Consider the following 20,886-nt stretch of genomic DNA (forward strand, 5'->3'; position numbering starts at 1 on the left):
GTAACTCCTAGGTTCAGGATTGTTCATACTGCATTTTATTTGAATTTAAGTGAGATATTATAAGACTTCCAACAATTCTGTACCCCAGTAATCCGTTCAATTCTCTGGATGGATACACAACGCTTCGGTGATATGAACGGCATGTCATTGGTAGATTTGCGGTATGATAAGTATTTATACCCTTCTCATCAGATGTGAACCCGGGGTTAATAAAGAAAGGCTATGTATTTTTTACGGTAAGGGCTGAATGTAGAAAAGAAAAAAATCCCGCACCCCTAACTCGGACACAGGATCATCTTGTTCTATTTTTCTCGAATATCCGCTCGTCCTAGGAGTGGATATTTAATTCTTGTTAAACATGACAAACTTCAATTCCGTCATTTCCTCTACGGCATATTTAACACCTTCACGTCCCATCCCGCTCTGCTTCACACCACCATAAGGCATATGATCCACACGGAAAGTAGGAATATCGTTAATCATCACGCCCCCAGCTTCAATGTGGTCCGCTGCATGCAATGCAGTATGAATATCATTGGTGAACACACCCGCCTGAAGCCCGTAGATGGAATCATTCACTTGCTCGATGCCTTCTTCAACCGAATCCACCGTATTAATGACAACGATCGGGGCAAAGACCTCCTGACAAGACACCTTGGCATCCCGCGGAACGTTAACAAGCACGGTTGGACGTAATACGCCGCCCTCGGCTTCGCCGCCTGTTGCCACCTCAGCGCCTGCCTGCTTCGCTTCATCGATCCAATCCAGCGTACGCTGTACATCTTTGGATGTGATGAGCGCAGACACAACGGTATCTGGATTCAACGGGTCTCCAACCACGACTTTTTGGGCCGCTTCAGCAAAACGACGAATGAACTCATCCGCGATAGCGCTGTGCACATAGATCCGCTGCAGCGAGATACATACCTGACCTTGGTAAGTAAAAGCTCCGGTCACACATCTCGGTACCACCTTGTCCAAATTGGCATCCGCGTCAATAATGACAGCTGCATTTGACCCTAGCTCCAATGTGACACGTTTCAGTCCGGCTTTGCTGCGAATGCTGGTGCCTACAGCCGGGCTGCCTGTAAACGTAATATGGGCCACGTCAGGATGCTCTACAAGTACATCACCAATCGTTTTGCCGTCACCGCTCACTACATTCAATGCTCCATCCGGTAATCCCGCTTCCTGAAGCAAATTGGCAATATAATACGAGGACAGCGGTGTCTGCTCCGCAGGTTTCAACACAATCGTATTGCCTGCTGCCAGTGCCGGTCCTACTTTGTGAGCCACCAGGTTCATCGGAAAATTAAACGGCGTAATGGCTCCAATAACACCCAAAGGCTGCCGCATCGTGTAGCCTACGCGTCCTTCACCGCCTTTGGCTGCGTCCATGGGAACCGTCTCTCCGGTGAGCCGCTTGGCTTCTTCTGCGGCGAAACGATACGTTTCCACCGTACGGTCAACCTCGGCGAGTGCCGCAGTAATCGGCTTTGCTGCCTCCAGCGCAATGATCCGTGCTGCTTCTTCTTTCCGTTCTTCCAGCAGGGTGGACAGCTTGTAAAGGATGTCTGCACGCTGATGGGCAGGCATTCTGCGCATCTCTTTGCCCGCCTGAACTGCGGCGGCAATCGCGGCTTCCACTTCCTCAGCTGACGCCGAGGATACGTCTGCCAGTGTTTCTTTCGAGTATGGTGCCTGAAGTGCTATATAGTCTACTGATTCGGTGGGCTTGCCCCCGATGAACAGATGTTGTTTTTTCATGGTTGTATCCTCCATTCATGTTTAACGCAGCGTTATCCCATACCTATCTATACACCACTTTAGCATCAGCAACACAAGAAAGTCATACCACTATTTCACAGTCATCACGGGACATCCTGCATGTTTCAAGACACCGTGGCTGACACTGCCCACGACGATTTCAGCGAGCATGCTTTTCCCCGCTGTCCCCATCACAATGAGATCACAGTCTCTATCCTTCGCTACACGGCAGATCTCATTCACGGGATCACCAGCTATCAGCAACGTTTCATAATGAACAGAACGCGCAGCTAACAATTCATTAACAGGTTGTATAATATGCTGTCCTTCTTCTGCGATCCGTGCTTCCAGATCCACACCCAGTGCGGGCTCATTCAGCGAGATCGAAGGATTAACGTGCACGATCATCAAGGAAGCCGGTTGTTTCATACTTTCTGCCAGAACAACGGCTTGCTCCAAAGCCTTGTGTGCATGATCCGACCCATCGACAGCAACCAATATTCGTTTCAGCATGTTCCATACCTCCTGTTCATTAATGCGTAATGGCAGCATCGATATCGCGCAGATGTCTGCGGCGTACCAGAAGCACAACGACCCCGATCAGAACCATCAATGCGCCAAAATAAAACGGTGTCTCCGGCAGGAACCACTCGGACAATTTACCAGCAAGCCAAGGTGCCAGCGCACCCCCAAGGAACCGGACAAAGCTGTATGCAGCCGATGCCACCGAACGTTCCACAGGTGCAGCTTCCATAACTGCCGTCGTAATTAATGTGTTGTTGATCCCGAGGAAAATCCCGGCAACGATAACGGCTACAATAACGGTTGTGGATGATCCCATTACCGTACCCACCGCCATTACCAGCAGATCTATGGCGAACAGGGTCAGCATAACGCTCATGGAGGGAACGGATCCGAATCGACGTTGCAGTCTTGGTGCTACAAAGACAGACGTGATCGCCAGCATCAGACCCCAACCGAAGAATACATAACCAAGTCCGTGTTCATCCAGATTCATGACATAAGGTGAATAAGCCATCAAGGTAAAGAAACCAAAGTTATACAGGAAGGCCGTGATCGCCAATGTTTTCAGTGAAGGATAACCCAGAGCCTTGAACGGATCGGACAAGGAACTGCGCGTTTTGGGTTTAGCCATCTTAGGCAGCATAAACGTAATACTGATAAAAGCAATCGCCATCAGAACAGCAACACCATAGAACGGGCCGCGCCATGAGATGGAACCCAGTTCACCACCGAGCAATGGACCAACGGCAATCCCCAGACCAAGCGCTGCTTCGTATAAAATAATCGCTTTGGCTGTCCCCGAAGTGGACAGTCCTACAATAGCGGATAATGCAGTTGCGATGAACAGCGCATTCCCCAGTCCCCAACCACCACGGTATCCGACGAGCGCACCTACAGTGTCAGAGGTCCCGCCGAGGAAAGAGAAAACAATGATCAGCAAAATCCCGCTGAGCAGTGTCCACTTCACACCAATCCGGCTGGATACAACACCTGTAATCAGCATGGCTACCCCGGTAACCGCGTTATAACTTGTAAACAATAAAGATACCTGGCTTTTGGATGCATGCAGCTGATCGGCAATCGCAGGCAGAATCGGGTCAACCAATCCCAGACCCATAAAGGAGATAATACAGGCGAAGGCTACTGCCCATACTGCTCTGGGCTGGGATAACAGACCTCCACGGGATGACGGCAATTCGTCAGGTAATGAGGGTTCTCTTTTCATACGTAATTCCTCCTGGTTCATGATTTATGTTGTGAAATAAATTGTGAAAAACAATGAAATGCTCATTTTTATTTTCAGAAATATAGGAAAGAAAACGGCACAAATGACACCGGATCTCCCGGTGCTTATCGTGAAATACTAATTATGTGTCATTCTCGTGCCCTTCTAATCGTCGAATGCCGTTCTGAACCCGTTCACGTAATTCCTCAAGTTCCTCCTGAACGGCGTGAATACTCTGAAGTTTCTGCTCGATCAGTTGCAGCTGGTCATCCAACGTCGTTTCCATCTTGGTGAGTTTTTCGATCCGCTCCCTCACCTCAGTGGTCTGCTGGTAGTCAAAACGCTGTTCATTCAGCGCATCCGCCGTTGCCACATAGGTATGCAGCTCCTGAAGCGAGAAACCAAGCACTTCCTTCGCCCGAACCACCTTTTTGAGATAATCGATATCTTCCCGGGTGTATAATCGTGTGCCACCGTCCGTCCGCTGAGGTGAAGGCATAACACCGATCTCTTCGTAATACCGAATGGTACGTTTGGTCAAACCACATTCCTTGGCTACATCATCGATTTTATATAAACTCATTTCCTTCACCTCACTTTCATTATATGTATATAATGTTATGTACATAATTATATATATATTGTTAACGTTAACGTCAACGTTAGATTTTGGACTTGAATAGGTAGTATGTCTCAAACAAGGATAAATTATTGTAGCGGTAATTTTTACAATATGTTGTTAAAAGCAGTTCTCTGTTATCCTTCGCCTCTATAAGATGCAAAAAAGATCCGCTTTCGCGGATCTTTTCACGAGTGTCGAAGACGCAGCATGCCTTTATGCACCTTGCTCCTTCTGTTCCTGCTGCTGTACACGCTGCATTTGCTTCAAACGGCCTTCGACTCTGGTAAATAGCCTGAATGTATAGAATCCTATAGCCACAAGACTTAGAACCAAAGCTCGTACATCGGTAAGCCAAAAACCGATTATGCCAAATACCGTAATAATCACACCAAACTGCATCATCAGATTCGCGCTATAACGTTGCGCTTCTTCCCATAACTCGGGATGACTCATTGCTCGCGGAGTACGATAACCATATACGCCATTAATCCTTTTCGGCGGCTTTTTGTACACCATTAATCCCAGAATGAAATAGCACACTCCACATATAATCCCAACTACTGCTCCTGCCACAATGTTCTCCCCTAACTCCATTAAAAATACACCACAGATATTAAAACAAAAAAACGGCTCTACGTATATACGAAGAGCCGTCCAGATCGTTTCGTAAAACTTAAATGTCCTTCACCCGCAGTACACGCATAGCGTTCAGGACAGCCAGCACGGTCACTCCTACATCAGAGAATACCGCTTCCCACATGGTGGCAATTCCGAATACACCCAGCAGCAGGAAGATCGCTTTGACACCCAATGCAAAACCGATATTTTGCCAGACAATGGTTCGTGTCCGTTTTGCAATCCGGATCGCGCTTGCCAGTCTGGATGGTTCATCCGTCATGATGACAACATCTGCTGCTTCAATCGCGGCATCCGAACCGAGTCCACCCATCGCTACACCTACATCGGCACGCGCGAGCACAGGTGTATCGTTAATGCCATCACCGACAAATACCATTTTCTCTTTTGGCGATTTGGCAGCTTCGAGACGCTCCAGTTGTTCGACTTTATGCTGTGGCAACAGCTCAGCGTATACTTCATCGACGCCCAACTCACGCCCTACAGCTTCACCAACAGCCTTGGCATCCCCTGTCAGCATGACAGTTTTGCGGATACCGAGCTTCTTGAGTGCCTGAATGGCTGCCGCTGCATCATCCTTCACCTCATCGGCAATGATCAGATGACCGACGTAAGAACCCGATTCGGCAACGTGCACCACCGTACCCACAGTTTGTGGAGTCGTGTAGGAGATACCTGACTGCTCCATCAATTTGGCGTTACCCGCAAGCACTTCACGTCCATCCACACTGACCTTGATGCCATGGCCAGCTATCTCATCGTAATCGTCCACACCTTGGGTCCGGATATCCTTTGCCCAAGCTGTGCGAATGGATTCAGCAATCGGATGATTGGAATGAGCCTCGGCAATTGCAGCCAGCTCCATCAATTCATCTTCCGTACGCCCGCCATCAGGCCGAATAGCTGTTACTTTGAAAACACCTTTGGTTAGTGTACCCGTTTTATCAAAAACAACGACTTTGACATCGTTCAAGGCTTCAAGGTAGTTACTTCCTTTGATGAGAATACCGTTACGCGAGGCAGCTCCGATGCCACCGAAAAAACCAAGCGGAATGGAAACGACCAGCGCACACGGACAAGAGATCACGAGGAAGACCAGTGCACGATAGATCCAATCGGCGAATGTCGCACCACTGAGCACCAGTGGTGGAACGAGCGCAATCAACGCGGCGAGAATGACAACAACCGGCGTGTAATAACGGGCGAATTTGCTAATAAAATGTTCCGTTTTGGCTTTGCGGCTACTCGCATTCTGCACTAGGTCCAAAATTTTGGATACCGTGGATTCACCAAAAGTTTTTGTTACTTCGATAGTTAACATTCCGTTTTTGTTCACGAAACCACTCAGTACATCACTACCGGGTTCCAGTTCACGCGGAACTGACTCACCTGTCAGAGCGGAAGTGTCCACCATGGAGCGACCTGCCTTAACGATGCCATCCAGAGGTACTCGCTCACCCGCTTTAACCACGATGCGATCTCCAATGCGTACTTCTTCCGGCGACACTCGCTTGGTCTCTTCTCCCGCTCCCATCAGCATATTGGCATAGTCCGGGCGAATATCCATAAGCGACTGAATCGACTTCCTTGACCGATTAACCGCCAGCCCCTGAAACAGCTCACCAAGCTGATAGAAGAGCATAACCGCAACACCTTCGGGGTATTGACCAATGGCAAAAGCACCGATGGTGGCCACGGACATCAGGAAGTATTCATCGAATACCTGACCGCGAATAATATTTTTGAACGCCTGAAGAACGATATCTCCCCCTGCGATCAGATAAGCAACAACATAGAGTGCAAGCTGTGCCCAGCCTTCCAGCGGAGACCAGATTGCGGCTGCTACCAAAATGGAGCCTGCCGCCAGTCGTGCCAGCAGCACCTTCGTCTGCCCAGCGCCATGTTCATGCGAGTGTCCTGCATGCGCGTCATGATCATGACCTTCTGCATGACCGTGATCATGTCCGGCATGACTTCCATGATCATGCGTGTGATCTTGGGCTCCGTGATGATGACCGTGGTCATGTTCATGGGAGTGACCAGCATGATCGTGCCTACTCGGAGTATGCTCATGCGTGTGAGCTCCGCTACCTGCATGTGCGTGCACATTGCCGTTAGCTTGGTTTATTGAATCAGCAGAACCACGACTGCCTTGTGATGATTTACCTTTTTCCGAAATACGAATATGCGGCTCCAGCCGAAGTACTTTGCGCTTCGCTTCTTCCACCACCTGCTCATCCATATCGGATGTGGTGTGCATGGATAAGGTTTTGGTCACAAAATTGACCGAGCAATCGGAAATGCCTTTAATTTTTTTGACGCCATTCTCAATCTTCAATGCGCAGTTCGCGCAATCCAATCCATCCAGCAGCAGTTCCCTTTTCACCTGTTCCTGTCCGGTTCCCATGTGAACTCTCCCCTTTGCAGTACGTAAATCAATATTATTATTCGTAATTTTTACGTTAAAATCAATATATGAGCAATCATTCATATGTTTTGTTAACCCTATTATATGCACGCTTAAACATGAGTGTCAACAATTCCGGTTGATTTTTCATACAGAATATGCTAATAGTAATCATTTCGCTTTAGACGTTTTTTGGATATAATAGGCTTATCGAAGAACATTTGATCAAATCAAAGGTTGAGTTAATATAGGTGGTGATAGGAAATGGAACAACCGGTTAAAGCTCCAGCCGAATGCGACGCGGCCTGCTCTGGAACAGAGGCTGACGTGCAGACCATTCGTGCTTCTCTCATGGATCGCGATACCTCTTCCGAGATGGCTGATTGGTTCAAGGCTTTCAGCGACCCGACACGGCTTCGTATTATTGATGCGCTGTTGCAGAAGGAATTATGTGTGCACGATCTGACGGTGCTGCTCGATATGGGACAGTCGGCCATTTCGCACCAGCTGCGATCACTCCGCAACATGCGGATTGTCAAGCGGCGCAAAGAAGGCAAGACCGTGTATTATTCTCTGGATGATGCACACATTGAGCAGATTTTCCTGCAGACGCTTCAGCATATTAAACATGGCTAGGCATCAGCCAGCCTGTTCACACAACAGAACCCCCGCCTCTCGGCTGTTAGCCGATGGACGGGGGTTCTGTTTGAATAAGGGCACCGTTTTGCCAGAAAAAAGAGTTTATCATGGATCTAGCCACGAATATTCCCATCCGGTTACAGTAGGTTGTTATTCTTCGGATCATACAGGCCGGATCGTTCCTTGAACCAGTTGAAGATATGCGACACACACACTTTCAGCACCGCGTATCCCGGAACGGCCAGCAGAATGCCCACTACACCGAACAGATTACCTGAAGTCAGAATGACAAAGATAATCGTGATGGGGTGAATTTTGAGCGTTTTGCCCATAATCTGAGGTGAGATGAATTTACCCTCAATTAATTGCACGATCGTCCACACCGCTACCATCTTCAGCAGCATCACCGGGGAAGTGACCAGAGCCACGATCAACGCAGGCGTAATCGCGATTGCAGGTCCCAGGTAAGGTACAACACTCGTGAACGATGCGATAATCGCAAGAATCAGCGCATAGTCCAGACCAATAATCATATAACCGATATAAAGCAGAATACCGATACAGAAGCTGACGATAATCTGCCCACGAATGAACGAACTGATCTGGTGATTGATATCTTCCAGCACATGCATTGCACCTGTACGGCTCTTGATTGGCAGGAAAGACAAAATTTTGGACGGAAGCTTCTTTCCGTCTTTCAACAGATAGAACAGGATAAACGGAACCGTTACAATGGACAGCACCGTCTCGGTGAACGCTCCGAGGAATCCGCCCAATTTGTTCCAGGTCGAGTTCAGAATGTCCGTGGCTTTCTGGGAAATCGTGCCCCACCAGTCCTGAGAATTCAGATTCACTGTCTCCTGGAACTGACCGAACAGCTTGCTGCCCGTAAGCTGCTCAAACTGCTGTTTGACCGTCTCACTGTACGTTGGAAAATTTTCAATCAGACTCGTAATCTGGTTACGTACGACCGGAATGACCGCCAGCACCACGACTGTCAGGATACCCCCGATAGCCAGATATAAGATCAGAATGGACCAGCCACGCTTGATTTTCCATTTCTCCATGACATCCACAATCGGATTCAGCAGGTAATAGAGAATACCCGACAGAATAATCGGCAGCACAATCGTCTTGATCAGCACCGCGAGCGGGTGCAAAACAAAAGATACTTTGGTAAGAACCATCACGTTCAGTCCTACCAGCAGCAAAATTAACAGAAAAAGCACGAACTTATTATTCAGAAAAAATCGTTTAAACCGATCCGGCCACATGCGGGGTTGCTCAGGCTGCTCCATAGGCGTGTCTTCCTCTCTTATGTATCCTTTATCAAAGCATAAGCTGTAAAACTCCATGTTTCTTGACTGCGCATAAAGTTGCTTGTACAAGCCAACATATGTATAACACACTGAGTTTATACGTATGGCGCTATTTAACCGTTTCAAATTAGACCGGTAAGTTCATTTTACCCTAAAAAGAACCTTCTGCCCCATACGATTCCTTTGAAAAATATCCCTACCAAAAAAACGGCTCGCCTCCGAAGAGACAAACCGTTAATATGTCAGCGGCATCCAAGCCTTATGTTCATGTTCGCTGTTGCGTTTCTGCTTTTGTTTATGCTTTTCCCGCCAGTTGAGCGATCAGCTCATACGAGTGCAGGCGTGCCTGATGATCATAGATCATCGACGTGATAATCAGCTCATCCGCCTGGGTTTGAGCAATAAATGATTCCAGTTGACCACGCACGGTCTCTGGAGAACCGTTCACAGCTGCTTTTAGCGTCTGCTCTACACCAGCTTTCTCACGATCTGTCCATTTGCCTTCCATATCGGCTGGTGGCTGCACCAATCCGGTTGTGCCACGAATAATGTTCAGGAACTGCTGCTGCATCGTTGTGCCAAGCCATGCGGCTTCTTCGTCGGTATCCGCCACGACAGCATTTACACCCACAATAACATGGGGTTCCTTCAAGTGATCGGATGGCTGGAAGCTGCTCCGATACGTTTCAAGTGCAATCCGAGTGTAATCCGGCGAGAAGTGGCTGGCAAAAGCAAACGGCAATCCCAGCTGTCCAGCGAGACGAGCACTGAAATCACTGGAGCCGAGCAGGTAAATCGGGATATTCAATCCTTCTCCGGGTACAGCGCGAACAGGTGCATGATACGATGTAGCAGAAGCATCGAAATATGCTCTAAGCTCAGCCAGCAATTCCGGGAAATCTTCACCGCTGTTCAGGTCTTTGCGCAAAGCAAGCGACGTACGACGGTCACTTCCTGGTGCGCGACCCAGTCCCAGATCAATACGACCTGGATACAGAGACTCCAATGTGCCAAACTGCTCGGCAATGACAAGTGGGGCATGGTTAGGCAGCATGATTCCGCCTGAACCGAGACGAATGGTCTTCGTTCCACCCGCAAGGTAACCAATGACAACCGAAGTGGCGGAAGAAGCGATGCCCGGCATGTTGTGGTGTTCCGCTACCCAGTAACGGTGATATCCCCAACGCTCCGCGTGCTGAGCAAGATCCAGACTGTTGCGAAGCGCATCCGCAGGTGTGGCACCTACTACGACAGGAGCCAAATCCAGAATGGATAATTTAACGTCGTTAATATGTTTTTTATGGGATGAAGCTGCGTTTTCGGTAGACATAATAGAAAGTTCTCCTCTGTGAGCATATTTTTATTTTTGTATATCCAGATATATAGATGTAAAAGTGCAAAAAATGATGTGGCAGAGCTGCTTCTCAAGCCGTTTACATCCGGACGGAATACCCGCCTGCACCTGCATTCTTGCTTCCGTCTCGGCGTCCGGCTTATAGCTCATGCTGTACGTACTCGGCAAATTGACGAATGGTTTCTTCGTTGCGGCGATAATACGTCCACTGTCCCCTACGCTCGGAGATCAGCAACCCGGCTTTGAGCATGGTCAGCAGATAGCTGGATATGACGGATTGAGCCAGTCCGGCCTTCACCTGAATCGTTCCAACACATATGCCGCTCTTTCCTGCATCCGGATGCTGGGATAACTCCAGCGGTGGAAAGTGTTGCTCCGGGTTTTTGAGCCACAACAGAATCTGTCGACGTGTCTCGTTGGATAACGCTTTGAATATGAGTATAGGTTCCATGGGTATGATTATACCGCCTTTCTTTCATTTTGCAAATCAAACAGACCGATTCGACGAATGAACCGGCCTGCCAATATATGCATGTGTATACGTTTAGAACTTGGTGCTTACCGTCTCTTTTACTTGTTCCAGCATGGACTGATAAGCCGTAGTTTCCAAATATCCGATACTGCCGAAGAGCAAGTGATCTATCACTTCAATACCTACAAACTCGAAGATACCGATATCGGAAGTCATTTTTATGCTGGCAGCCATGCCGATTTGATCGTAAATTTCACTTGGTGTGCCGTGTGTATTAATGATCAGACCTTTTTTGCCTGTCAGCAATTTCTCAATGCCAGCTTCACCAGAAGCATAAGCGAAACCATATGCAAATACACGATCGACATACCCTTTCATGATTGCAGGAAGGCCTGCCCACCAGATGGGATAAATAAAGGTAATGGCCTCTGCTTCAGCAACAAATTGCTGCTCGGTTGCGATATCCTGCGGAATCTGTCCTGCACGCATGGATGCTGTGTCCGCCGCGCTCAATACGGGCTGGAATCCAAGTGCGTACAGATCGCGTACAACGACTTCGTGGCCTTGAGCCTTAAGTGTTTCCACTGCCGTGTTTAAAATGGCATGGTTCAAACTGTCTGTACGCGGGTGTGCATATACGATAAGATGTTTCATAAGAAATAATCCCTCCAGGTTTAAATTCATTTTCACTGCCAAAATCGTGAATAATACTCCGAAATATACATAGACATCTATATATACAAACAAAAAAAGGGGTTGAAGCATTTTGCATTTTTTTGATCGTCCGATCACCTCGGTTTGTTGATTATGCAAAATGCTTTAGTTAATTATGGTTATAACTTGCGAACGATACCGGTCAACAAACTCTCCAGCTGATCCGCCTGATCGTCCGTCAAATGACCATACATCATCCCATTAATCTGTTGTGATACTTCATGAAATACAGGTTCCAATTGCCGCCCCTGCTCTGTTAAACGAATCATCGTCACTCGGCTGTCTTCGGCACTCTTACTGCGTTCTACATATCCCAGCTTTTCCAGCTTGTTCACCAGTACGGTGACGGTTGGTTGGGTCCGATGGACTCGCTCCGCCAGCATCTTGATGGACAGTACATCTTCACGGTAGAGGAACATCAGGATGTCACCGTGGGAAGGGACGATTCCTGTAACATTATGCTTCTCCAGCTCCTGAACAATCTGTTTGTTAATGTGATCTCTGATTCTTGCGATCAGTGCAATTGCGTTGTATTTTGGCATGAGTTCATTATACATAGACATCTATGTATTTTCAAGCTTTTTATATCACAATCCCTGGACCCTCCAAAAAGGAAGAGACAGGGATTGTGATATTTATATATAAACATCAGATTACGGGAAGCTTTAATCAATCCACTGCGTAATTTTATCCAAAGGCTGACGGGATTTCTCACGTGGCGGATCTTCCGCCCGATAACCAAAGGCTGCCATGACGGAAACATCCCATAGTCCATCCTCTAGCAGACCTTCCTCTTCCAGAATACGATGTACGTCTTCATGGATAAACCCTTCAATGGGACAGGAATCGATACCAATCAGCGCTGCCGCAGTCATCATATTACCGAGAGCAATATAGGTCTGTTTGGACGCCCAGTCAAATAAAGTACGCGGGTTCTCAAGCATTCGTTGGTTCTTTTGGAACTTGCCATAAGCTTCACGAGTCAACTCAAATACATCATCCGGCATGCCTTTGATTTCTTTCAGCATATATTCCGCGTAAGGCGAGTTATAACTCGCATCAGACCGCGCCAGAATGACAATAAAATGGCTTGCCTTCGCCAATTGTTTCTGAGCCCCGGAAGAAACTTCAGACAGACGCTTGCGCAAGTCCGGGTTCTGCACAATTAGAAATTTCCATGGTTCCAAACCAATTGAGCTTGGCGACAACCGTCCCGTTTCCAGAATAAACTCAAAATCTTCTTCCGAAATGATACGTGAAGCATCAAACTGTTTGGTTGCATGCCGAAAATAGTAAGCGTTCAAGATGTTTTCTTTCGTAATGGCTTTTGCTGAGGGTTCCATATGTCTGCACATCCTTTTCTTGTTTATGTTCATGTTTATGGTGTAAACCGAATACCTGAGTATTATTTTAGAGTTTATAATCAAAATATAAAAGTACGCACAATGGTGTTTCTTAGTATATAAAAGTAACTATTGTTCTCTAACAAGGTTTTTCATCGGTCAAGGGCGCACCCTGTTGTAACAAAAACAAGTCGCCATGGACCTGCTGCTCCCCAAGGCGACTTACCTGTAATTCGTATCAGAGATTATTGTGATTACGACAATTACAACTGTTCCATGAACTCATTTTCCGACATAACCGTAAATCCCTCTTGCCGCAGCAAAGCAGAAGTAACCCCTTCGCCCACGACTTTGTGGTTGGCAAAGTTGCCATCGTAAATCATCTGTGTACCGCAGGAAGGACTGAATTCTTTGAGCACCACACAGGTGACATCCAGTTTTTGCGCCCAATCAAGTGTCTTATAGGCTCCTTTAATGTACAGATCCGTGACGTCCTTGCCACTCTTCTCCATTACCTTGGCTTTACCTGCCAGCACATCCTTACCCGTACCGCCGATAATTTCAGCTGGCTCCCGCGGGGTGGAAAATCCTCCAAGCAGCTCCGGGCAGACCATCTTTGCCTGTTCCTGCTCCACAAGCTCCTGAATCTTTGCATCCAGACTCGCTGTTCCGTTGTAACGGCAGGCTACGCCAGCAAGACATGAACTCACCAAATATTTCATCGTTATGCTCCTTATGCTCCAATCTTCTATTCAATTGATTGTACCATATGAATCCAAATTTTAGAGGTTGGCATCCCTGGTAATCATCGTAATACGAGCATCTTCATTATATCGAACTTGAAAAACATCCCTTGTCGATTCCAGTTCAAATGTAACGATTCCCGGTGCTTCGGTATTTCGATGGAGTTTATATGCTTGAAGATCAACTTTAAATATTTTTTTAATTAAAGGCTCTACCTTCTTCCTGAGGGTCGATTCCTTTACTTGAAGAAGCTTCTCATGATATGCCTCCACTTCTTCCCAGGTAGTATAGTCTTTTTGATAAGAATTCGCATCAATAACGGCATAATTTATACCCAAAGTACCTTCGGTCGTCTGAACAAAATAGTGATTTTCAAAGCTAAAAGTAATCAAATCTCTACCATTCTCATCATCTTTTGTCCGGTGTATGCTAATCAGATCAAGATCAGCGTTGCCAGTAAACGCCTCAATGGAATCCTCTGCATACGCCAAAGCTGTTTGAGAAACTTGTTTAGGATCGAGATCACCTGAAACGGAGATCGCTTCATCCTGCAACCAAATAATCTCTCCATAGCTTTTTTCATTCTCTAACATTAAAGTAGTATACGATTTCGGTTCCAATTCGCCCTGCTTCATACCCACATATCGCTTGGCTGAGACTGGTTTAAGCGCGGGGTCACCACCGATACCTTGAAGCAAGGACGGTACTTGGCGCAAATAACGATGCTCCAGCTCCTTAGCCGACATCTCCCGTCTCATCTGTACCTCACGTAGATTGCCTGTTGCCTTATCAAGCCAGATCAACGCATATTCTGCATCGCCTTCTTTTCCAGCCTCGACAGAGACTCTTCCAGAGACAGGCAGGTCCTGCACTTTGGTTATACGTAATTGTTTGCCAAGATAGTCTCGCATCGTGACGGCTACATTCCTTTTCATCTTGTCAGTGAGCAGGCTCATGCTGGCATCATCCGTAAATTGCAGCGCTGCTGTGGGATATACTTTTTCAATTACAGGCTCCACAATCTGCCCGTTCCAGAGAATGGCCGCCGCTGCCACGGCTGCAATCGTCGTGCACACAATAACAGCTCTGCGGGAGCGAAAACGGCGTCTGTGTGGATTAGGCAGTTTTTTTTGCTCGGCGGACTTATCCCCAGCACCACTCATTATATGTGCAGATCCCGATTTGAGCCAGGCTACCTGACGAAGTACGTTCTGTTTATGCTCCTCGGTAAAAGGAGACGCCGCAAACGGCTCCTTTCTGACTACTTTTTCCCATTCGTCATCCATATGTTTCATTCACTTCGCTCCTCCCACTGTTTCCGTACTTTGGCCTTCGCTCTGGACAGTCGCGATTTGACTGTTCCCGCGCTGATGCCCAGCATTTCCGCAATTTCACCCGTCGTAAGCTCATACTTCAGATGCAGCAAAAGCAATTCCCGGAATTTGTCCGGCATAGCCATGATGATGTCCCAGATTTCATGAACGTGCTCCCTGCTGATCGCCTCGGCTTCGGCAGAGGGGTGAACCCATTTTTCAGGCTTCATCTCACCCATGCTCGTATTCACCTGTTCCGTGGGGATTGGCAGTGTTTCTCCCCATAAACTGCTGCGAAAAAATCTGGATTTTCGGTATGTAAATGTCGTGTTCCTAGTAATGGTCAGCAGCCATGTCTTCAATGAACATTCTCCTCGAAAATGGGCGATCCCGGAATATGCCCGGATAAACACTTCCTGTGACAATTCATCCGCCTGCTCGGTACTTTTGGTCAGAAAGTACGCGTAGTTCCATACGTCGTTCCCGTACTCATCCATCATGCTGCTAAGTGTGTAATTGTCGATCGTCTGAGCGTGTGCCAGATATTGATAGTCCAACTAATGTTCACCTCACTTAATAAGACTACGTCCATTCGGATTTGGTTCCCAAACGGTTTATTTCTTCTCCCTCTCCTGCAAAATAAAATAAACCAGCAAGGTCCAGATGTACTGAACTCGCTGGTCTATCAATGATAAAGCCCATAAACTTCATTCTGGTGCCGAAGCTGCTGCTCAAGCCTTAACCGCGGTAATCATCAGAAACATCGGTCGACGATTCTCGTCTCGCATACCGGGAACCTGCTCCATCATCTCAGGAGATGGCTTGGACTCGGCTACCTGTTGAATGACAAAACCAGCCTGAATCAATTCATTCAGATGAGTCGCCATCGTACGATGATATTTCACCACGTCCTGATTCAGAAAGTTTGCTACCCGCTGCCCCTCCTCTTGATAATGATCCACAGGCCAATGCAGTATTTCACCCTGAGGTCCATAATGCCAGTCCTGCTCCGCCCGCGCCGTGAAGATGGGATGTTCCGCAGACAAGACAAATGTGCCTCCTTGGACAAGACATGCATTGATTTTGGCGTATACCTGATCCAAACGCTCGATATAATGCAAAGCCAGAGAGCTAATCACCACATCAAATTGTCCGGGTGCAAAATCAATATCCTCAATCGCCATACGCTGGTACTCGATCTGAGGATCATCCGTCATCTTGCGTGCCCGTTGCAACATATTTTCAGACAAATCCACGCCAACCACAGAACTAGCCTGTTGCTCACGTGCATATCGACAGTGCCAACCAAAGCCGCACCCCAAATCCAGTACGTTCTTGCCCTTTAATTCAGGCAGCATCGTTTGCAGTTCATGCCACTCGCCAGCAGCCTCCAACCCTTGGGTTGATCGAGCCATCTGACTGTAATTGCCGAAAAATTCGGCTTCATCATATTTGTTTTGCTTCATAAAGAGATTACCTCCCCTGTCATAAAAGATGCTCCATTAACTCTACCATATAAACGGTCATCTTTTGGAAAAGTTGTCTGTAGGTAAGGTATTTGTAATAAAACATGTGAACAACCAAAAGACCTGCTTGATCTTTAAAGATCAGGCAGGTCTTTTGGTTGAGCTAATCAGCTATAACTCATCGGTTAGCTCGTTCTTTTAATATGTCATTATATTAGGTTTTATTTCAATATCTTATACCCGAATATCAAACCGGCCATTGCTGTCCGTTGTTGCATTTGCAATTTCTTGCGGGGACGCTGCTTGCATGCCATTGGTTGGTGGTTTGGCCGGCGGCGCTTCTTTGGTTCCGGTTGTACCGCTGCTCTGGGAGCTTTGCTGCGAGATTTGAGCTTCGATTTGCTTGATTTGCTGTTGCAGCTGCTTCGTTTTGGTCTCCTTGGTTTTATCATCGTCCTTGCTGGATTGTACCTTCTCCAATTCGGCCTCAAGCTTCGTCTTTTGTTTTTCCAACTCACTTGTGCTGTTCGAACTGGATGAAGACGTGGATATGTAGGATGTCGTGGAACTTGCTGCTGAAGAAATATTCATCGTTGATCTCCTCCTCTTTCTTGGTTCCACTATATCCCATCCAAGCCAAAGGAACGTTAAATTCAACTGAAAGGTTGCTGAATGATTGGCTTGGTCAAGACTTCATCTGAACAGTGAATTACTAACCAAAAGAGAGAAGGAGCTTTTAAGGTCAGCGCATTTATTTACGCACTACGTTATAACCTTTATCCTTCAGCAACTGGATGACCCCATCCTTACCCAGGAAGTGCCCTGCGCCAACTACGATGAAATACTCCTCTTTCTTGTCGGATTTCAGGTAGCCATCGATTTGGTCTGCCATCCCGATATTCCGATCAATAAGCATTGCTTTGTTATACTCTGGATCGACAACCATGCTGTTGGTGAATTCAAGCAATCCCTGGTCATCCCCGGTTTTCCACATTTCAGCCATCTGGTCGACACTATCATCAAGCACACCGAAATTATCGAGCACAGCGTTCAGATTTTTCTCTTGCAGTTCCTTGGAGAAATGATCGAACATGCCTAACTGAGATTCATAGGATTCCAGCTCCAGCACAGGCAATTTTCGTTCAACGGCTTTCTGTATGAAATACAGATCGATACCCGCAGATGCCTCGTAACCAGCCTTCACGGATTTCAAACTGCTGATGGTCGTTTCCGCCACCCATGGTTTGAATGCATCGAGAGCATTGGCTTCCAAGCCACTTTGCTTCAAAATGCCCCCGAGCTTGGCATACGTTTCCTTGGACACATGATCCTTCAGTGTTGTTCCGTCCTGGTACATCCCCTTATCCATAATCAGCTTCTGCTGCGCCTCATCGGCTGCTTTGCTGATATCAATCTCCACACCGAGATAATCGGCCTCTGCAAAAGCTTCCTCAAATTCCTGACGCAACGGGTAGAAGCTATCATCTGCAATATGCATGGAACCTACCAGATACACCGTATTTCCATCATGTTCGACTTCCCACATAAAACCACGGGCGCCTTCCCCCGTTGCTTTGGATACCAGAAGCACGGTACGGGATTTCTGATCCCAACAAACTTCGTAGCCCGCCGCTTCACCAACAACCCGGATCGGAGCATACGTCACGCCGTTAATCAGCTTTGTTTTGCTCTTTAGCGTGATCTCCTTACCATCCACGATCAGATGAAGTGTACCATTCTCAACATCTTTCAGCTTGATATTCATCGCTTGAAGTGTTGTTTTCAGCGGGACCATAGTTGTGCCTTGATCCACGATAGGTGAGTTGATTGTATAGTCTACGTTCTGATCATTGACCTTCAGTCCCGTCTGCTGTGGAGCAGCCATAACCGGAACAGCTGTTGCCAGCAAGCCTGCAGAAATGATGAGCGATAAGAGCGATTTCCTCCAATTTTTCATGTCAAATATTTCTCCTTAGAAATAAGAATGAAGTGCACGCATTTCATAAATGAACTGAATACAAGCAGGGATTGTGTAGTCACTTTCTTTTGCCTATAGCACACAATCCCCACCACTAATTATGACACCTCACAACCACCGTTGTTGTTCGTCGTTCCGTAAATTTGAATCAAATTTTATACGCCTTCATCGCTTTGAACAATTCCTTGAACGTTGGGCGTTTACCATACATCAGCACACCTGTACGATAGATTTTCGCTGCGAGCCAGCCGAAGATCATAATCGATACCACGAGAATGGCCAGGGACGTCCAGATCTGCCAGGTAGGCGCTACGCCTGCCCCAATCCGTACCAGAATTGCCGTTGGCGATGTGAACGGAATGAAGCTTGCTATTTTCAACAACAGGATGTTCGGTGTAGCGATACTGAAGATCGCGATATAGAAGGAAACCAGGGACAACATCGTAATCGGCAGCACGGCTTGACCCAGTTCTTCTGTCCGACTCACCATGGAACCAATGGCCGCAAACATCACCGCATACAGGAAGTAACCCAGAATGTAGAAGATCAGTCCATATACAATGACAGCGACGTTCACATCACTCAGGTTCATGTTGAAATCACTCAATACATCGCGGTTATGCGGTAACAGCATATTGCCAGCAACTACTGCACCGAAAATACCGATTTGCAGCAAACCTACTATGAAAATACCGATGATTTTACCAAACATCTGACTGAGCGGAGATACACTCGTAATCAAAATCTCCATAATACGCGAGCTCTTCTCGGCGGTAATCTCGGAAGCAATCATATTACCTGTCATCATCGTTGATGTGAACAACAGGATAATGAGCAGGTATACCACAATGTAGTTGATGCCACTCATGGTACCTTCCGACTCCGCAGCAGCTCCACTTTGGCCAGAATCCAGGCTTTGCTCTGTCAGTTTTACCGGTGTGCTGATGAGCTGTTTTTGCTCCGGCGTGAGTGTATCCTTCACCACCACATCCAGCTTCACAATTTGCAGCGCAGCTTCAATGGGTGCTATAACCTGCGGGGAGATATCTTCACTTGAGTATAAGACCGGCTGTGGGAAATCTTGCCCAGCAGCAGGTTCAAACTTCAGGTACCCATCCAAAAGCTCCGACTCCACATCGGCTTTGAGGGCCGCTTCATCTTTACTCGCGTCGTTAACAAAATGATACGTCTGGTTGCCTTGTGCGGAGGAGTATGTCTCCAGCTTCTCAGCTACCTCCGTTTGTCCCGTGCTCAGCAGACCGATATTCACAGTCTTACTTCCACCTGCGCCTCCACCGATGGGACCACCATTAAATAAGGTAATAAAATATGGAATATTGAGTCCAATCGTAATTAAAAGTGCAAGTACAATGGTCGTAACCATGAAAGACTTCGTTTTTACTTTGTTTTTGAACGTAAATCCGGTAATCGTCCCCATTTTATTCATTCGACTCACCTACCTCACGAATAAAGATTTGGTTAAGCGTTGGTTCCTTAATTTCAAAATGTTCAACGGTCGTCTGAGCCATGGCTGCTCTCAGAATTTCCTGAGCTGCTTCCATCTGTCCAATATGGATCAGATATCCACGCTCATTGTGCTCTACCTTTTTCACACCCGGCAGCTGTTCCAGCCCGTTGACACTTCCCGTTGTGCTCAGGAATACATGCTCACGCGGATAACGGCTCTTGATCTCCCTGATCTCTCCTTGCACAACCGTATTGGAGCGATGCAGGATTGTTATCTGACGGCATAATTCTTCAACGTGCTCCATACGGTGTGTCGAGAACAGAATGGCTGTGCCTTCGTCACGCAACTCCTTCACCGTCGATTTCAGCAATTCCACGTTCACCGGATCGAGTCCGCTGAAGGCTTCATCCAGAATCAGAATTTGCGGTCTGTGCACCACTGCGGCAATAAAACCCATTTTCTGTTGATTCCCTTTGGATAATTCCTCAATCTTTTTATCGTAATACTCGGGCACTTCGAATCGGTCCAACCAATACTTCAGGCTCTGATCCGCATCCTTTCCATTCATGCCGCGCAGACGGGCCAGATAGTTGATCTGTTCACTGACCTTTACCTTTGGGTACAAACCGCGCTCTTCCGGAAGATATCCCATAATCTGCTGCAATTCTGTGCTATAGGGTTTACCGTTGTACTGGATATTTCCGCCATCTGGGTGGATCAGCCCAAGCACCATACGCATCGTTGTTGTTTTACCAGCACCGTTGGCTCCAAGCAGACCGTAAATCTCCCCTTCTTTCACATTAAGCGTCACACCATTAACTGCTGTTTTGTCTGCGTATTGCTTGACGACCTGCTTCAATTCCAATCGGTTCATCATTTATCGTCTCCCTTCGG

Annotated in this window: 21 protein-coding genes; 1 reads left to right on the plus strand and 20 read right to left on the minus strand. The window is 47.2% G+C overall.

All coding sequences use genetic code 11. From position 1 onward, the window contains the following. Positions 1–342: 342 nt before the first annotated feature. The 6 genes from BMW94_RS14025 to BMW94_RS14050 form a co-directional block, all read right to left on the minus strand. Positions 343–1,767 carry an aldehyde dehydrogenase family protein gene (locus BMW94_RS14025; RefSeq protein WP_090999246.1) on the minus strand — a complete coding sequence of 475 codons (1,425 nt, stop codon included), beginning with the start codon at positions 1,765–1,767 and terminating at the stop codon, positions 343–345. Positions 1,768–1,857: 90 nt separating this feature from the next. Further along, on the minus strand, positions 1,858–2,280 hold the full coding sequence (locus BMW94_RS14030; RefSeq protein WP_090953955.1) for a universal stress protein: 423 nt from the start codon (positions 2,278–2,280) through the stop codon (positions 1,858–1,860). Between the two features lie 19 nt (positions 2,281–2,299). Continuing rightward, positions 2,300–3,517 carry an MFS transporter gene (locus BMW94_RS14035; RefSeq protein ID WP_072734865.1) on the minus strand — a complete coding sequence of 406 codons (1,218 nt, stop codon included), beginning with the start codon at positions 3,515–3,517 and terminating at the stop codon, positions 2,300–2,302. Positions 3,518–3,659: 142 nt separating this feature from the next. Next, positions 3,660–4,100 (minus strand): helix-turn-helix domain-containing protein, encoded by a 441-nt coding sequence (locus BMW94_RS14040; protein ID WP_090999248.1) that lies wholly within the window; start codon positions 4,098–4,100, stop codon positions 3,660–3,662. Between the two features lie 252 nt (positions 4,101–4,352). Continuing rightward, positions 4,353–4,712: an SdpI family protein gene (locus BMW94_RS14045; protein ID WP_161490650.1), complete on the minus strand. Its 360-nt coding sequence runs from the start codon at positions 4,710–4,712 to the stop codon at positions 4,353–4,355. A 100-nt stretch (positions 4,713–4,812) separates the two neighbouring features. After that, the gene (locus BMW94_RS14050; RefSeq protein WP_090999250.1) at positions 4,813–7,182 is read right to left on the minus strand and encodes a heavy metal translocating P-type ATPase; all 2,370 of its coding nucleotides are present in this window, start codon (positions 7,180–7,182) and stop codon (positions 4,813–4,815) included. A gap of 264 nt (positions 7,183–7,446) precedes the next feature. Here BMW94_RS14050 and BMW94_RS14055 point away from each other — a divergent pair, with 264 nt between their 5' ends. After that, a complete protein-coding gene (locus BMW94_RS14055) occupies positions 7,447–7,818 on the plus strand; it encodes an ArsR/SmtB family transcription factor (protein WP_090999252.1) in 372 nt (123 codons plus the stop codon). Positions 7,819–7,958: 140 nt separating this feature from the next. On the opposite strand, the gene BMW94_RS14060 is transcribed toward BMW94_RS14055, so the two are convergent. The 14 genes from BMW94_RS14060 to BMW94_RS14125 form a co-directional block, all read right to left on the minus strand. After that, positions 7,959–9,119, minus strand: a complete 1,161-nt coding sequence (locus BMW94_RS14060) for an AI-2E family transporter (protein ID WP_090999254.1) — start codon at positions 9,117–9,119, stop codon at positions 7,959–7,961. A gap of 316 nt (positions 9,120–9,435) precedes the next feature. Further along, positions 9,436–10,470 (minus strand): LLM class flavin-dependent oxidoreductase, encoded by a 1,035-nt coding sequence (locus tag BMW94_RS14065; RefSeq protein WP_090999255.1) that lies wholly within the window; start codon positions 10,468–10,470, stop codon positions 9,436–9,438. A gap of 163 nt (positions 10,471–10,633) precedes the next feature. Then, a complete protein-coding gene (locus BMW94_RS14070; protein WP_063567799.1) occupies positions 10,634–10,945 on the minus strand; it encodes an ArsR/SmtB family transcription factor in 312 nt (103 codons plus the stop codon). Positions 10,946–11,038: 93 nt separating this feature from the next. Next, positions 11,039–11,620 carry an NAD(P)H-dependent oxidoreductase gene (locus tag BMW94_RS14075; protein ID WP_090999256.1) on the minus strand — a complete coding sequence of 194 codons (582 nt, stop codon included), beginning with the start codon at positions 11,618–11,620 and terminating at the stop codon, positions 11,039–11,041. Between the two features lie 179 nt (positions 11,621–11,799). After that, a complete protein-coding gene (locus BMW94_RS14080; protein ID WP_368086913.1) occupies positions 11,800–12,243 on the minus strand; it encodes a MarR family winged helix-turn-helix transcriptional regulator in 444 nt (147 codons plus the stop codon). 102 nt (positions 12,244–12,345) lie between these two features. Beyond that, positions 12,346–13,023 carry an NAD(P)H-dependent oxidoreductase gene (locus BMW94_RS14085; protein ID WP_090999258.1) on the minus strand — a complete coding sequence of 226 codons (678 nt, stop codon included), beginning with the start codon at positions 13,021–13,023 and terminating at the stop codon, positions 12,346–12,348. Positions 13,024–13,286: 263 nt separating this feature from the next. Further along, positions 13,287–13,745 carry a 2-thiouracil desulfurase family protein gene (locus BMW94_RS14090; RefSeq protein ID WP_090999260.1) on the minus strand — a complete coding sequence of 153 codons (459 nt, stop codon included), beginning with the start codon at positions 13,743–13,745 and terminating at the stop codon, positions 13,287–13,289. Between the two features lie 60 nt (positions 13,746–13,805). Beyond that, positions 13,806–15,062 (minus strand): hypothetical protein, encoded by a 1,257-nt coding sequence (locus BMW94_RS14095; RefSeq protein ID WP_090999262.1) that lies wholly within the window; start codon positions 15,060–15,062, stop codon positions 13,806–13,808. Then, a complete protein-coding gene (locus tag BMW94_RS14100) occupies positions 15,059–15,637 on the minus strand; it encodes an RNA polymerase sigma factor (protein ID WP_090999264.1) in 579 nt (192 codons plus the stop codon). The genes BMW94_RS14095 and BMW94_RS14100 overlap by 4 nt, the downstream gene beginning before the upstream one ends. A gap of 174 nt (positions 15,638–15,811) precedes the next feature. Next, positions 15,812–16,546, minus strand: a complete 735-nt coding sequence (locus tag BMW94_RS14105; protein WP_090999266.1) for a class I SAM-dependent methyltransferase — start codon at positions 16,544–16,546, stop codon at positions 15,812–15,814. Positions 16,547–16,780: 234 nt separating this feature from the next. Then, on the minus strand, positions 16,781–17,137 hold the full coding sequence (locus BMW94_RS14110) for a FlxA-like family protein (protein WP_090953963.1): 357 nt from the start codon (positions 17,135–17,137) through the stop codon (positions 16,781–16,783). Positions 17,138–17,297: 160 nt separating this feature from the next. Continuing rightward, positions 17,298–18,503, minus strand: coding sequence for a TraB/GumN family protein (locus tag BMW94_RS14115; protein WP_090999268.1), 1,206 nt, complete (start codon positions 18,501–18,503; stop codon positions 17,298–17,300). A 169-nt stretch (positions 18,504–18,672) separates the two neighbouring features. Next, the gene (locus tag BMW94_RS14120; protein ID WP_090999270.1) at positions 18,673–19,971 is read right to left on the minus strand and encodes an ABC transporter permease; all 1,299 of its coding nucleotides are present in this window, start codon (positions 19,969–19,971) and stop codon (positions 18,673–18,675) included. After that, positions 19,964–20,866 (minus strand): ABC transporter ATP-binding protein, encoded by a 903-nt coding sequence (locus BMW94_RS14125; RefSeq protein WP_090999608.1) that lies wholly within the window; start codon positions 20,864–20,866, stop codon positions 19,964–19,966. Before BMW94_RS14125 ends, BMW94_RS14120 begins: the two co-directional genes overlap by 8 nt. Between the last annotated feature and the right edge of the window lie 20 nt (positions 20,867–20,886).

The organism is Paenibacillus sp. OK003 (assembly GCF_900109515.1).
GTDB lineage: Bacteria > Bacillota > Bacilli > Paenibacillales > Paenibacillaceae > Paenibacillus > Paenibacillus marchantiae.